General features: G+C 44.1%; 17 protein-coding genes and 1 tRNA gene. 6 read left to right on the top strand and 12 right to left on the bottom strand.

What is annotated here, in order from left to right; genetic code table 11:
* From F7C14_RS08215 to F7C14_RS08195, 5 genes are all read right to left on the bottom strand, one after another.
* Positions 1-489: hypothetical protein (locus F7C14_RS08215; protein WP_290901713.1), on the bottom strand; the 489-nt coding region annotated here is incomplete at its 3' end.
* A gap of 101 nt (positions 490-590) precedes the next feature.
* Positions 591-728, bottom strand: coding sequence for a hypothetical protein (locus F7C14_RS08210; protein ID WP_290901711.1), 138 nt, complete (start codon positions 726-728; stop codon positions 591-593).
* Positions 729-1,106: 378 nt separating this feature from the next.
* A tRNA-Arg gene (locus F7C14_RS08205) sits at positions 1,107-1,181 on the bottom strand.
* A 143-nt stretch (positions 1,182-1,324) separates the two neighbouring features.
* A complete protein-coding gene (locus tag F7C14_RS08200) occupies positions 1,325-2,035 on the bottom strand; it encodes a hypothetical protein (RefSeq protein ID WP_290901710.1) in 711 nt (236 codons plus the stop codon).
* A 78-nt stretch (positions 2,036-2,113) separates the two neighbouring features.
* Positions 2,114-2,422 carry a DUF5611 family protein gene (locus F7C14_RS08195; protein WP_290901709.1) on the bottom strand — a complete coding sequence of 103 codons (309 nt, stop codon included), beginning with the start codon at positions 2,420-2,422 and terminating at the stop codon, positions 2,114-2,116.
* 49 nt (positions 2,423-2,471) lie between these two features.
* Between F7C14_RS08195 and F7C14_RS08190 the strand changes: the two genes are divergently transcribed.
* The 4 genes from F7C14_RS08190 (at position 2,472) to F7C14_RS08175 (ending at position 6,290) form a co-directional block, all read left to right on the top strand.
* A complete protein-coding gene (locus F7C14_RS08190) occupies positions 2,472-3,191 on the top strand; it encodes a proteasome assembly chaperone family protein (RefSeq protein ID WP_290901708.1) in 720 nt (239 codons plus the stop codon).
* Between the two features lie 4 nt (positions 3,192-3,195).
* Complete coding sequence (locus F7C14_RS08185) at positions 3,196-3,585, top strand: DUF473 domain-containing protein (protein WP_290901707.1); 390 nt, start codon at positions 3,196-3,198, stop codon at positions 3,583-3,585.
* Between the two features lie 4 nt (positions 3,586-3,589).
* Entirely contained in the window at positions 3,590-4,009 is a 420-nt protein-coding gene (locus F7C14_RS08180; RefSeq protein ID WP_290901706.1) for a biotin/lipoyl-containing protein, read from the top strand.
* A gap of 187 nt (positions 4,010-4,196) precedes the next feature.
* Positions 4,197-6,290, top strand: a complete 2,094-nt coding sequence (locus F7C14_RS08175; RefSeq protein WP_290901705.1) for a minichromosome maintenance protein MCM — start codon at positions 4,197-4,199, stop codon at positions 6,288-6,290.
* Between the two features lie 9 nt (positions 6,291-6,299).
* Here F7C14_RS08175 and F7C14_RS08170 read toward each other — a convergent pair whose 3' ends face one another.
* Genes F7C14_RS08170 through F7C14_RS08150 form a run of 5 tightly spaced genes read right to left on the bottom strand, consistent with a single transcriptional unit; the run spans position 6,300 to position 9,837 of the window.
* Entirely contained in the window at positions 6,300-6,686 is a 387-nt protein-coding gene (locus F7C14_RS08170) for a Zn-ribbon domain-containing OB-fold protein (protein ID WP_290901704.1), read from the bottom strand.
* A 4-nt stretch (positions 6,687-6,690) separates the two neighbouring features.
* Positions 6,691-7,839, bottom strand: coding sequence for a thiolase domain-containing protein (locus F7C14_RS08165; RefSeq protein WP_290901703.1), 1,149 nt, complete (start codon positions 7,837-7,839; stop codon positions 6,691-6,693).
* A gap of 2 nt (positions 7,840-7,841) precedes the next feature.
* Positions 7,842-8,879, bottom strand: coding sequence for a hydroxymethylglutaryl-CoA synthase (locus F7C14_RS08160; protein ID WP_290901702.1), 1,038 nt, complete (start codon positions 8,877-8,879; stop codon positions 7,842-7,844).
* Between the two features lies 1 nt (position 8,880).
* Positions 8,881-9,582, bottom strand: coding sequence for a helix-turn-helix domain-containing protein (locus F7C14_RS08155; RefSeq protein ID WP_290901701.1), 702 nt, complete (start codon positions 9,580-9,582; stop codon positions 8,881-8,883).
* 30 nt (positions 9,583-9,612) lie between these two features.
* Positions 9,613-9,837 (bottom strand): hypothetical protein, encoded by a 225-nt coding sequence (locus F7C14_RS08150; RefSeq protein ID WP_290901700.1) that lies wholly within the window; start codon positions 9,835-9,837, stop codon positions 9,613-9,615.
* 82 nt (positions 9,838-9,919) lie between these two features.
* Here F7C14_RS08150 and F7C14_RS08145 point away from each other — a divergent pair, with 82 nt between their 5' ends.
* Together F7C14_RS08145 and F7C14_RS08140 are read left to right on the top strand one after the other, a co-directional pair.
* Complete coding sequence (locus F7C14_RS08145) at positions 9,920-11,098, top strand: inositol-3-phosphate synthase (RefSeq protein ID WP_290901699.1); 1,179 nt, start codon at positions 9,920-9,922, stop codon at positions 11,096-11,098.
* 137 nt (positions 11,099-11,235) lie between these two features.
* Positions 11,236-11,787 (top strand): TATA-box-binding protein, encoded by a 552-nt coding sequence (locus F7C14_RS08140; protein WP_290901697.1) that lies wholly within the window; start codon positions 11,236-11,238, stop codon positions 11,785-11,787.
* A gap of 21 nt (positions 11,788-11,808) precedes the next feature.
* On the opposite strand, the gene F7C14_RS08135 is transcribed toward F7C14_RS08140, so the two are convergent.
* Positions 11,809-12,291 (bottom strand): hypothetical protein, encoded by a 483-nt coding sequence (locus F7C14_RS08135; RefSeq protein ID WP_290901696.1) that lies wholly within the window; start codon positions 12,289-12,291, stop codon positions 11,809-11,811.
* Positions 12,292-12,349: 58 nt separating this feature from the next.
* A complete protein-coding gene (locus tag F7C14_RS08130; RefSeq protein ID WP_290901695.1) occupies positions 12,350-12,526 on the bottom strand; it encodes a hypothetical protein in 177 nt (58 codons plus the stop codon).
* Between the last annotated feature and the right edge of the window lie 40 nt (positions 12,527-12,566).

The raw sequence follows: 12,566 nt of genomic DNA, 5'->3' as shown, positions 1-12,566 counted from the left end.
GTTCAGCAGCGGATGCAAATCGATTGGAAGGAGTAGGTGGACTTTCATGCGGCTTCTGTACCTGAAAATTGAGATTGCGGCAGCGAATATCATGATAGAAACGATTAAGGAAATTATCCCGAATTCTGCGTAGGTGAGCGTGGGCTTAATCGTAATCTCAATATGTTCCATGAGAACCCAGGAAACGGCGATATACGTAAGGATGTTGAGAAATTTTTCTGTAGGTGTGATTTCGAATCCTATCTTTAAGAGGAGCCAAACGAGTAAAACTATTGCTGCGGGAACGTACAAAACCGCGACGGCAATCAAATGCGGCAACGTGATGGAGAATTTACCTACAACGAGTCCGATGAAAATAAGTAGGTAGATCAATCCGATGAAGAGCAGTAGAATACCTATTCCCAACGAAAGGGCGTTCCAGTACTGATTAAGGAGGGAAACTTTTTCGTGATTGTAGGAATTTAAAACGAGTAGTCCTATTACAGACACAACCAGTAACACTAACGACACTAATAGAAAGCTCATGAAGACATAACAGTAGAATAACATGTATTAATTTTTCTATTGTGTTAGTTCCGAAATAAGAACACTCATTTCTCAAGCTTTTTAATCTCGGCTTCCGGAGAACAGATTCCACCATTTATCAAATGGTACTTGCAGTTGAACCTCTCACACATGTAAATCGGAATTTTGAATTTCTTTTTCCAACACCAAATTAGCTCTGCCATGGTCGGTAATTCTTTCTCACGTACTTAAAATGTTGGCGTTAAAGTTAGCTACTGTCATCTGAGATTTGCATTTTGAGAACTATCGTAGTTCTTCTTCCGCGATTTTAGCATCCTCAGAGATTGCAGAAAATAGTTTAATTTTAACTTGAAAACTTGTGAAAGCTTGAACTACACTCTTTTGACGAGACTTCGAAGGAGTTCGGCATTATGAAGTAATTTGTCGCTTTGGAATCTGAAGTGGAGGATATGTCGAAGCTGAAGGGAATTAACACTGATCGTAATTAAAAGCGTTCTCGAAAGAGATGTAAATCGTCTCCAACCTTTAGCGATTTCGTTGAAACGAAGCTAAGAGAACGCAAAGCTGTCAATAAAAGTTAGCGGGCCCGGCGGGATTTGAACCCGCGATCTGCAGCTTAGGAGGCTGCCGCCTTATCCTAGCTAGGCTACGGGCCCTTCTCGTAGCGGCTCTTTATTTTACTGATTCTCCAAGATTTTAATCTTTTTTGGATGTTGCTGACAGTACATCCAAGATGCTTATAAACGTTATCCATGAAGGCAGCATAACTTTGCAATTTTTAACGACCATTTTAAGAAAATTATTGAAGTGGGATTCTCGCTATTGGATAACCCAAGCCTTGGAAAGCTGCCTTAACGAGCTTTCCTGAAGGAAAGATCGATATGACTACCTCTTTTGGAACTTTATCTGATGGATACGTGAAGAGACACAGGCTCGTATAGCTTTCAACGCTCGTGTTCGTGTCAAAGCCGCAGGCTTTGTCGCTTTCAAGGGCGAAGTTCCAAGGAGCAACGAAACCATCTTCGAAAGCAATCCTCGGCTCGACTTTAGTCAGTGTAACCTCTTTATATCCGGGGATTGGTACGCCGAAGAGTATAAAGAAGAGGTTTGTCCTGACGTTGACTTGGGGAGGAGCTACGCCGGATTCATCGCTTTTTTCGAACTTGACCCTTAGAATAAGCACATTGGCGTCGCTAATCTTTATGAATTTTTCTCCTTTTTCACCTGAAGGATTGTACTTGCCGAACTCGGCTGAGTAAACTTTTCCACCGTACTCGACTCTTTTACCTTCCGCTACGACCTCTACGGATACTCGATAATTATTGAACGTCAGTTCATTAACGAGTGGCGCGCTTTGATATTTTTCGAGCAAAACCTCTTTTTGACTTTCAAAGCTTTTGTACCTCACATCGTACATTTTCAACTTTACTTCTTCTTCAGCTTCCTTCTTTTCCGAACAGCCGAGCAGTAGTAGAGGAAGAATTAAAGCTATTAACAATGTTAGTCTCATGAAATTTTGTAAAATCTGAATCTTCTTAAGCTTTACTTTAATTGATGTTAGTCAATAAATAATAAACCAATGAAAAAATTAACCCTCTTCAACCTCTTTCATCATGTGCTTTCTTCTTTCTTTAGCTGTATATCCCGTCAAATCTTCAAGGAATTTGTTGTACTTTTTTATAGTTTCGAGGGCTACATCGTCGGGAACGTTTTTGTTCGTTTTCGTCTCGACGTAGAGTTTTTTGTTCTCGATCCATGCTACCATTTCTTCCATAGCCCCGAAACTCACGATGTACTTGTCTCCGTCTTTCTTAAATTCCCCGAAGTGTTTTTTCAGCATCTCTTCAAGCCTTTCCGTTGTGGCTTTGTAACCTCTTTTGAACTTGTACTCCCTCATGCTCGAACATCTGACAAAAGATAAATATCTCTTTTCATGAGGTTTGTTCATGGAGGTTGAAAGCGAAATCATAGTGGAAAAGCTGGAAGTTGAAAAACCCCTCCTAATAACGAGCTTTCCGGGAATAGGTCTTGTGGGGACGATAGCAAGCGGTCACATGATCCTTGAATTGAAATTGGAGCAAGTCGGCGTTCTTGAGTCAAGGTACCTTCCTCCCGTTGCAACTCTATACGAAGGCATAGTCATGCCCCCAATTAGGGTTTACGAGCACAAGGATTACAATTTCGTTTTGATTCACTCCGACATTCCAGTAGTTCCTCAACTTTCCTACGACATAAGTGCAGCAATTCTCGACTGGGCGCAAGAAATAAATGCAAGCAGAATCTTGACTTTAGCTGGAATAGCGACGTTTGAAGAAAGCAAAAGAGTTTTTGGAGCTGCAACGAAAAAGGAGTTGCTTGAGGAAATAAAGAATTACGTTGAAATTTTCAGGATGGGGACAATAAGTGGTGTTGCCGGCAGTATACTCGTTGAATGCGTTGCGAGAAATGTTGATGGCATAGCTTTGCTCGGAGAGACAGTGGGATTCAACCCAGACCCCAGAGCCGCTGCTGAAGTAATTAGAGTTATGAACAAGCTGTTCGACTGGGACATAAGCGTGGAGAGGCTTGAGAAGGAGGCTGAGATGATAGAGGCTCAAATGCAAAAGCTTGCCGAACAGACGAAGGCTCATGAATTAAAGAAGGAAGAACTTCCGATGTACGGGTGATAGGATGAGGTGCTGGATTCTAACCGGGATATCGAGAAGAGTTATAGATGACATAATCTCTGGATACACGAGAACGATAGAGCTTAGAAGTGCTCACAACGTTTCGATAGCAATTAAAGCCGAGGTAGGGGACTGTGTTCTCTTAACACCGGCAAGGTTTTACGAGCTTGATAAAGGAATAGTCGGTTTGATAGCCGAGGTTGTTGGGAAGGAAATACATTCCCACTCGATAGTCTTCGCCAAGGAGGGATTTGTCGAAGAAAGCGAAATGACTGCCGTGAGACTAAAGCTTAAACCGAGGGGAATTGGGAGAATCGTTGCGGTGAGAAAGAAAGAGTTGCTTGGAGAGGTGGAGGGAGAAGTTGTGCAGATAGAGTATTTCTCGGCAAGGTGATTTCATGGGCGTATACAAAGTAAAAGTGGATGGAAGAGAGCTTGTTGCAAATGTCGAAAGAATTTCGGCTAATAAGTTTAAAGTTGAAGTTGCCGGGAAGGTCGTTGAGGTGGAGCTTGAGAGCAAAAAGTTCGAGCTTCCAGAAGTTAAGCATGTGTTGATCCACGAATTTCACGAAACTAAGAGGGAGATAGGGAAGATTCAGAGCAGCGGCAATGCTGTGACTGCAACAATTCCCGGAACTGTCGTTAAGCTGCTCGTTTCGGAGGGGGAGAAGGTGAAACTTGGAGATCCCCTACTGATACTTGAAGCTATGAAAATGGAGAACGAAATTGTGTCGCCAAAAGACGGAGTTGTGAAGGAGATAAGGGTTAGGGAAGGTGAGAGGGTAGAGACTGGGCAGGTTTTGATGGTAATAGACTGAAAGCTCGGAAATTTTTAGGAGGTGCGAAAGAAGCGTTAATCTATCTTCCTTCCCCTCTTTCAGACAAGCAGTTAATGATTGGGAAATTGCAGCATTCACGCTGAGTAATGGTTTGGTGGAGAATAAATTTTAGAGTTTTGAAGACCAAAACGTACTTAACTCCTCACTTGCTATAGTGGTGATAAAAATGTTCAGCAGTCCGGGAGTTTGGAGGGAGTTTTTCGAAACGTACTATAGAGATGAGATTAACAAACTCGCTGGAAAGAAGCTTAGCGGAGTTAGGGGAAGCATTTACGTTGACGTAACGAGGGACCTTTTAATTTTCCGGGAAGGAAAGCTCGCGGAAGAGCTTTTCGAGAATCCGGAAGTAGTTATCTCTCACGCTGAGCAGGGATTGGCTTCGGCTGAAAACATATACGACGTTAGCTTGGAGGGCTGCAAAGTCAGGTTCGTAAATCTTCCTGCATCGCGAAGAATCCTCATAAGAGATTTGAGAGCCGAGCACATATCCAAGTTTGTTTCGATAGAGGGGATAGTTCGAAAAGTTACCGAAGTCAGACCGAGGATAGTTAAAGCTCTGTTTATCTGCACGAACTGCGGTAAGGAATTGTTGGTCGATCAGGAGGAGAACGTAATAAAACCCCCCTCCGAGTGTAGGGCTTGTCATTCAAAAGGTAGATTTTTACTTATTCCTGAGAAAAGCGTTTCCGTTGACAGTCAGAGGGTAAAAATTCAGGAATATCCTGAAAATCTTAGGGGAGGGGAACAACCCCAAATAATTGACGTTCTGCTTGAGGAGGATATTGCTGGAGAGGTAAATCCCGGGGATAGGGTTATAATAAACGGAATAGTCAAAGCTGTTCCGAGAGGGTCCGGAAAGAAACTCGTTCACATGGATCTTCAGATTTACGGGAATTCGGTTGAAGTTCTCCAGCAGGAATATGAGGAATTTGAAATTACCGAGGAGGATAAGAAGAAGATACTTGAGCTGAGCGAGGACCCGAACATATACGATAAAATCGTTAGAAGCATAGCCCCGTCGATTTACGGATACGAGGACATAAAGCTTGCGATAGCCTTGCAGCTTTTTGGTGGCGTGCCGAAGAGACTTCCGGATGGGACGGAGATAAGAGGAGACATTCACATTCTTCTTGTCGGAGACCCGGGTGTTGCTAAATCGCAGCTGCTCAGATATGTTCACAGAATAGCTCCCAGAAGCGTTTATACGACGGGAAAAGGTACCACAACTGCGGGATTAACAGCTACGGCAGTGAGAGACGAAGTTGACGGAAGATGGACGCTTGAAGCCGGAGCTTTAGTTTTAGCTGATAAGGGTATAGCTCTTGTAGACGAAATCGACAAGATGAGGAACGAGGATAGATCGGCTTTGCATGAAGCTATGGAGCAGCAAACGATAAGCGTTGCTAAAGCCGGAATAAACGCGACGCTGAAGGCAAGATGCGCTTTGCTTGGAGCTGCAAATCCAAAGTACGGGAGGTTCGATAAGTACACTCCAATAGCCGAACAGATTGATCTGTCACCAACCCTACTTTCAAGGTTTGATTTGATTTTCGTGATGACCGACGATCCAGACGAGGAGAGGGATGCAGCTTTAGCCAAACACATCCTCGAAACCCACGAGCTTGGAGAAAAGCTTGCGAAATTCAAGAACGTTGTTGCTTCGGGCTTGAGCAAAGAAGCGTTGGAAGTCGAATCTGAAAAAGTTAAGCCATTAATAGAGCCGGAGCTTTTGAGGAAGTACATAGCCTATGCGAAGAGGACGGTGTTTCCGGTTCTAACGGAGGAGGCTAAGCAGAAGATAATAGAGTTCTATCTCAGCATGAGGGGCAGAATAAAGGAGAACTCCCCCGTTCCTATAACAGCGAGGCAACTTGAAGCTTTGATAAGGCTTGCTGAAGCGTCTGCAAGAATAAGGTTGAGCGACAAGATAACGGCTGAGGATGTGGAGAGGGTCATTAGGATAACGAAGAGGAGTCTGGAGCAGATAGCCATAGATCCAGAAACCGGAGAAATAGATATTGATTACGCCTTCAGCGGCACATCGAAAAGCCAGAGAGACAGAATTCTCACGATAAAGAAGATAGTCGAAGATTTAGAGAAAGAGTTCGAGAAAGGAGTGCCTGAAAAGGAAATTCTTGAAGAAGCTGAGAAGAGGGGAATAGATAAAGCAAAGGCAAGGGAACTTTTGTACAAGATGAGGGAGAGGGGAGAGCTCTACTGTCCGAGACCTGATCACTACAGAGTTGTGCACAGCTACTAAAAAAATAATTTAGATTAGCTCAAATTTAGTTCCGTAGTAGATTATTCCGTCCTCCCCCTCTTCCGAGTACTTCCTGAAAACGGCTCTAACCCTTCTTCCTATTTCAACTTCCTCTGGCTTGCAGCAAATTTGGGCAGTTACCACTGCTCCGCAGTCGAGTTTGACCAAGCCGACAACGTAGGGTTTTTGAAGCTTGAAGTCATCTGGAGCGTCGTGAACGACCGTGTAGCTTAAAATCGTCCCTTCACTTCCGAGCGGCACCTCTTTTATCGAACCCTTTCTTCTGCACTTCGGACAGAGGTTTCTTGGGGGGTGGTAGTACTCTCCGCAGTTCTCGCAGTAGCTTCCCACGAGCCGATATCTGTACTTTATCTTCCTCCAAAATCTCGGAAGCAAGATTTCACCTCCTCAAAATTGAAACTACTGCCGTTGCGCCAGTTCCTCCTAAGTTCAGAGCCAAGCCCGTTTCAGCGTCAACAATACCGTCCCTCAAAATTCTAACGAGATCGACTATCTGCCTAACTCCAGTTGCTCCGGTTGCATGACCGCAAGCTTTCAGTCCTCCGGAAACGTTCACCGGTATTCTTCCTCCAACTTCTGTCTCACCTTCTCTTATCATCTTAGCTCCCTCTCCTTTTTCGCAGAATCCTAAGTCCTCGTAAGCTATTATTTCCGCTATGGTAAAGCTGTCGTGCACCTCAGCGACGTCAACATCTTTCGCTTCAATTTTTGCAAGCTTGTAGGCTTTTTTCGCCGCCATTTTAACGGCTTTAAAACTCGCCAAATCTTTCCTGCTTTGGAGAGATAGGTAATCGCTTGCCTGAGTAACAGCTGAAACGTAAACTGGCGTGTCAGTGAGCTTTTTAGCGATTTCCTCACTCGCCAATATAACCACCGCAGCCCCATCGCTTATCGGAGCAGAGTCGAGAACTTTTATCGGCTCCGCTATGTAGGGGGATCTCAAAACGTCGTCGACACTAATTTCTCTTCTAAACTGGGCTTTAGGATTTTTTACAGCATTTTTATGGTTTTTTACGCTCACGAGAGCCATGTCCTCTTCTTTCGTTCCGAACTCTTTCATGTGAACTCTTGCTATGAGCGCATACAGAGCCGGAAGGGTGGCTCCAACGAAGTACTCCCACTCTCTGTCCGCTGAAGAAGACATGATGTCTATCGCAAGCTCCGCACCAACGTCCGTAACTTTCTCCGCTCCAGCAGCAATAGCGACGTCGTAAAGCCCGGAAGCTACGGCGAGATAAGCCTCTCTGAACGCAACCCCGCCGCTTGCGTCGGCAGCTTCCACTCTTACAGAAGGAATCCCAAGCTCAGCCAGTCCGGAGTAATCTGCTATAAGCGCTCCTATGTGCTCCTGAGCTAAATACCTCCCTCCGCTCATGTTTCCAACGTAAATCGCTTCTATTTCCTCTCCGGAAATGTTTGCATCCTCCAACGCCTCGACTCCCGCTTCGATCACTATGTCTCTGAAACTTTTCTCCCACAGCTCACCAAACCTGCTCTGTCCGATTCCAACAACGGCAACTCTCCTCATCTTCACACCATCCTAATCTTCTTTCTCAGCTTTGCGTAAAGTCCGTAGTCTATGTATCTCGCTCTCTCAATCTTCTCCCAAACTTTCGGCTCCCTCGGATAGCTTTCGATGTTTTCGGTGACTTCAAAGATGAAAGCATCACTACCGGCGCCGCTTCCGAAAGAGGTCAGAAGTATTCTCTCTCCCGGTTTCGCAACGTCAAGCACAGCCGAGAATCCGAGGAGGGAAGATCCGGAATACGTATTTCCGATTCTTCTGACGACAAGTCCTTGCTCTATCTGTTCCGAGTTGAATCCGAGCATTCTCGCAACTCTCGTTGGGAACTTCCCGTTCGGCATGTGGAATACTGCATAGCTGAAATCTTCAGGTGAGAGGTTGTTTCTTTTCATAATCTCTTTCGCAGCCGTGTAAACGTGCCTGAAGTAGGCTGGCTCTCCGGTAAACCTACCTCCGTGACTTGGATAGGGCATTCCTTCTCTTCTCCAAAAATCTGGAGTGTCGGTCGTGAAGCTTAGGGTGTCCTTAACTTCCGCTATTGTCTCGTTTTCTCCTATTATGAAAGCGGCACCTCCAGAAGCTGCCGAATATTCGAGTGCATCTCCGGGAGAACTTTGACTTGTGTCTGCTCCTACCGCGAGTCCATACTTTATCATCCCGGCTTTAACCATCGCCACGCAAATCTGCATTCCGGCAGTTCCGGCTTTACAAGCGAACTCTAAATCTGCGGCATAGCAGAATCTGTTAGCTCCTATAGCCTCCGCAACTATCGTAGCTGTCGGTTTTACCGCATAAGGATGACTTTCGGATCCGACAAAAACTGCTTTGATCTCTTCGGAGGGTATTCCGCATCTTTTTAAAGCCTCCCTTGATGCTTCAACCGAAATAGTGGCTGTATCTTCGTCGATATCCGCAACGGCTTTTTCGTAAACCCCCAAACCGCTTTTTATACTTTCAGCATTTTCCCCCCAAATTCTTGCTATCTCTTCCGCTTTTATTCTATAAGCGGGAATGTAAGTCCCGTAGGACACTATTCCGACCAATTCACTCACCCCCGAGTCTCTTGAGCTTATCAACGATTAGTGATACTGGCATCTCCGTGAGGATGACGTCTATTTTTTCAATTTCCGCTATTTTTCTCGCTATCTCATCGAGCTTGTGGCTGTTCAACCCTTGCAAAACCACGACGGAGGGTTTCAGATTCCCAACCTTTATCGCAACCATCGGCGACCTTCCGGTCGTGACTTGAGTGAAAACGAGAGCTCTTTCGCTCGTTAATCCGAAAAGGCGGTAGAAGTCGTAGGACGTCATAGTTAAGATGGCTTTTATGCTATCTATAACCGTGTATCCGTTTGCTTTCCTGTTGAAATTTATTATCAGCTCTCCGTTTAAAACCTCCGCAATTTCCGCAGAGGAAACGCTCCTTGAGTACTCGTTTATGTCTATTATCGCATCGATTTTCATTCCGAGGAGGTCTCTGTACTTGCTCAGAGTCCTCCAGCCTCTCTCTTTGTCGATCTCTATCAGAGCGTTGACGATCTTTTTCACAAAAGTAACTCCCGGAGATTTCCTCCTGTCGCTTTCGTAGTCGCTTATGACAGAAGCTGTTATTCCGAGCTTTTCCGCAAGCTCCCTCTGGGATATCTCAAAAATGTTTCTCCACTTTTTTATGCAGTTTCCGGGATTTTCTGAGAGGACGATATCTCCAGCTATGTGCTCTGCAAATTTTCGTGCTATTTCATCCATAAATTTAATTTAATACTCGGGTATTTAAATTTAACCATTAACGTTCTCTTTATCGTCAATCAACGTTTTGTAGTAACTGTAGATTTCCTCCCCGAGTTTTGACAACTCGTCAATTCCACTTTCGTAATTACCTTTGTAGAATTCCGCCATAATCTTTCCAAGCCTTTTAAGAAGTTCGTCGAAAAATTTAACGTCGATAAGAACTTCTTCTTTATTTTCGATGGATTTAACGTGTTTTTTTAACCATTCGGACACAGAAAAATTTTTAACACTGCCGCTTCAAAATTATTTTGCCTAAAATTCTGACGGATTGACTTGGCTTAGCGGGGTGATGCTTATGAAAATTTGGTTGATCGGTGCTTACGGAATAGTTTCTACAACTGCCATGGCCGGTCAGAAAGCCATAGAAAAAGAGATAATCGACAAAACTGGATTAGTTTCGGAACTGCCTCAGTTTGAAGGAATAGACAAATACGCTCCTTTGAAAATTGACTTTGGTGGACATGAGATAAGACCGAAGAGCAACGCTTACGAGGCGCTTTTGGAGCACTGGGAAGCGAACAAACACTTTGACAAAGACATACTCGAAGCTGTAAGAGAGGACTTAGAAAAAATCGTCGCAAAGAAAGGTACGGCTATAAACTGTGGAGAAGGGGTTAAAGCCTTGGGAGAACTTGAAACGCTTGAAGATGAGAACAAAACTCTTGGGGAGATAGTAGATCAGCTGTCGAAAGACATGAAAAGCTTTGCCGACGAAGAAACTGTCGTTATAAACACAGCTTCAACTGAACCGATGATAAGGTACGAGGAGAAGTACCACGGCTCCTTAGATGGATTCGAGAAAATGATAGAGGAAGATAAAAAGGAGTACGCTTCTGCAAGCATGCTTTACGCTTATGCTGCTTTGAAAAACCGCTTACCCTACGGGAACTTCACCCCCAGCGTTGGAACGAACATTCCAGCTTTAAAAGAGCTTGCTATCGAAAATAAAGTTCCTCACGCTGGAAACGACGGAAAAACAGGGGAAACTCTCGTAAAAACAACCCTCGCTCCTATGTTCGCCTACAGAAACCTTGAAGTAGTTGGATGGATGAGCTACAACATTCTTGGGGACTTGGATGGTCTCGTTCTGAGCTTCAAGGAAAACAAGGAGAGCAAGGTTATAAGCAAGGACAAGGTTCTCGAGAAAATTTTCGGTTACTCTCCCTACAGCATAACCCAGATAGAGTACTTCCCCTCCCTTGTGGACAACAAAACGGCTTTCGACTTCATCCACTTCAAAGGATTCATGGGCAAACTCATGAAGTTCTACTTCATTTGGGATGCTATCGATGCCATCGTTGCAGCTCCCCTCATCATAGACATAGCTCGATTTCTAATATTCGCGAAGAAGAAGGGAATGTACGGTGTTATCAAAGAGCTGGGCTTCTTCTTCAAGAGTCCCATGGACACGAATGAGGTTAACACTCACAAGCAGTTCGAGATTCTTGTTAACTGGTTCCAAGAAAATAAGTAGTTTCGATTTTTTTAACCGCTTTTCTAACTTCCTTCGACTATTGACGGAATTTTCGTAGGTGCTCGTAAGAAGCAAACTTTACCGTCGGGGCAAGGTATTTATATTATTTAAAAAGTTTTTGATTGGGGGTTACAACTATGAAAGATTACAAAATAAAAATCGAGAATGTCGTCGCTTCTACGCAGATTGGGGAGAACATAGATCTGAACAAAATCGCAAGGGAGATAAAAGATGCGGAATACAAGCCAAAACAGTTCCCGGGATTGGTTTTGAGGACGAAGGATCCGAAAGCGGCGGCTTTGGTTTTCAGGAGCGGTAAGGTTGTTTGCACCGGCTCTAAAAGTGTCGAAGATGCAAGAAGGGCTGTGAAGCAAGTGGTTAACATAATAAAGTCCCTTGGCATCGAAGTGTACGACGATCCAGATGTGAGAGTGCAGAACATAGTAGCTTCTGCGGATCTCGGAGTCGATTTGAACCTAAACGCTATAGCCGTTGGGTTGGGATTGGAGAATATAGAGTACGAGCCTGAACAATTCCCCGGACTCGTTTACAGATTGAAGGACCCGAGGGTTGTTGTTTTAATCTTCGGTTCGGGTAAGATGGTTATAACTGGGGGCAAAAAGCCAGAGGACGCTAAGAGGGCTGTTGAGAAGATTTCCGAAGAGCTGCAAGCTTTAGGATTGATGTAAGTTTTCTCAATTTTTATATCTTTATTGTATGTATTTTCTCGCAACTTCCGTATGTCTTCTCTCCCATTCCGATAGCATTTCAAGCGTGTTCTTTACGATTTCCACTTTTTCCTTTTCCACATCTAAGGGCACTGCTGAAACTAATTTCGCCAAGTGTTTGTAGAATTTTTCAGCCCAAATCTCGTAGTTTAATATTTCGCTGAACATTTCGCTCAAGAAGTCTCCTGAGAAGTTTATTTTGCACTCCGTGAACATCTTTGAGTACTCTCTAAAATCTTTAATATCGAAGCCGAGTACTTCGACGATTTCCTCTATTATCGTTCTATGGAGCTCGTTGTCTTTAATTAGCGAGAAAACATCGTTCCAGACTTCATCGTCGTGGACGTAAAGCAAAGCTTCTGAAAGCAAATTCGCTTCGAAGTATTCAGCGGCATAAGCTCTGGCTAAGAGGGATGCAACAGCTTTATTCATATCTCCAACGAGCAGCTTTTTGTGCTCCATCATAACAATAATTGTTACTACTCAATAGAACTTAAGTGTTTCCCTAACGGGTGTTCGGGAATTACTTGTAGAGTATTATGTACGCCATAACGCCTCCGGTTAATATCGAAGCTAAGATCACGATGTGCCTCGACTCCTTTGTTGCAAGCTTTATGTAGTGGGCGTACAGGTAAAGCATCGCTGAAAACATCGCCCAAGCTATGAAGAATAACAACGGACTGACTTCCTTTTCCGCCATGTTTGAAATGTTTGAGTAAACCCTTTTTAAGTTTTAGCTC

Origin of the sequence: Ferroglobus sp. (assembly GCF_015521575.1) — an archaeon.
In the GTDB taxonomy this organism is placed as follows: Archaea; Halobacteriota; Archaeoglobi; order Archaeoglobales; family Archaeoglobaceae; genus Ferroglobus.
The sequence above is the reverse complement of the archived record's forward strand: the minus strand, read 5'-3'. Positions and strand labels throughout refer to the sequence as shown.

What these genes read in the sequence shown, in the direction of transcription:
- F7C14_RS08210 (WP_290901711.1), bottom strand. Translation starts at nt 728, where the DNA reads ATGGCAGAGCTAATTTGGTGTTGGAAAAAGAAATTCAAAATTCCGATT.
- F7C14_RS08175 (WP_290901705.1), top strand. Translation starts at nt 4,197, where the DNA reads ATGTTCAGCAGTCCGGGAGTTTGGAGGGAGTTTTTCGAAACGTACTAT.
- F7C14_RS08195 (WP_290901709.1), bottom strand. Translation starts at nt 2,422, where the DNA reads ATGAGGGAGTACAAGTTCAAAAGAGGTTACAAAGCCACAACGGAAAGG.
- F7C14_RS08190 (WP_290901708.1), top strand. Translation starts at nt 2,472, where the DNA reads ATGGAGGTTGAAAGCGAAATCATAGTGGAAAAGCTGGAAGTTGAAAAA.
- F7C14_RS08180 (WP_290901706.1), top strand. Translation starts at nt 3,590, where the DNA reads ATGGGCGTATACAAAGTAAAAGTGGATGGAAGAGAGCTTGTTGCAAAT.
- F7C14_RS08140 (WP_290901697.1), top strand. Translation starts at nt 11,236, where the DNA reads ATGAAAGATTACAAAATAAAAATCGAGAATGTCGTCGCTTCTACGCAG.
- F7C14_RS08155 (WP_290901701.1), bottom strand. Translation starts at nt 9,582, where the DNA reads ATGGATGAAATAGCACGAAAATTTGCAGAGCACATAGCTGGAGATATC.
- F7C14_RS08200 (WP_290901710.1), bottom strand. Translation starts at nt 2,035, where the DNA reads ATGAGACTAACATTGTTAATAGCTTTAATTCTTCCTCTACTACTGCTC.
- F7C14_RS08135 (WP_290901696.1), bottom strand. Translation starts at nt 12,291, where the DNA reads ATGATGGAGCACAAAAAGCTGCTCGTTGGAGATATGAATAAAGCTGTT.
- F7C14_RS08185 (WP_290901707.1), top strand. Translation starts at nt 3,196, where the DNA reads ATGAGGTGCTGGATTCTAACCGGGATATCGAGAAGAGTTATAGATGAC.
- F7C14_RS08165 (WP_290901703.1), bottom strand. Translation starts at nt 7,839, where the DNA reads ATGAGGAGAGTTGCCGTTGTTGGAATCGGACAGAGCAGGTTTGGTGAG.
- F7C14_RS08130 (WP_290901695.1), bottom strand. Translation starts at nt 12,526, where the DNA reads ATGGCGGAAAAGGAAGTCAGTCCGTTGTTATTCTTCATAGCTTGGGCG.
- F7C14_RS08145 (WP_290901699.1), top strand. Translation starts at nt 9,920, where the DNA reads ATGAAAATTTGGTTGATCGGTGCTTACGGAATAGTTTCTACAACTGCC.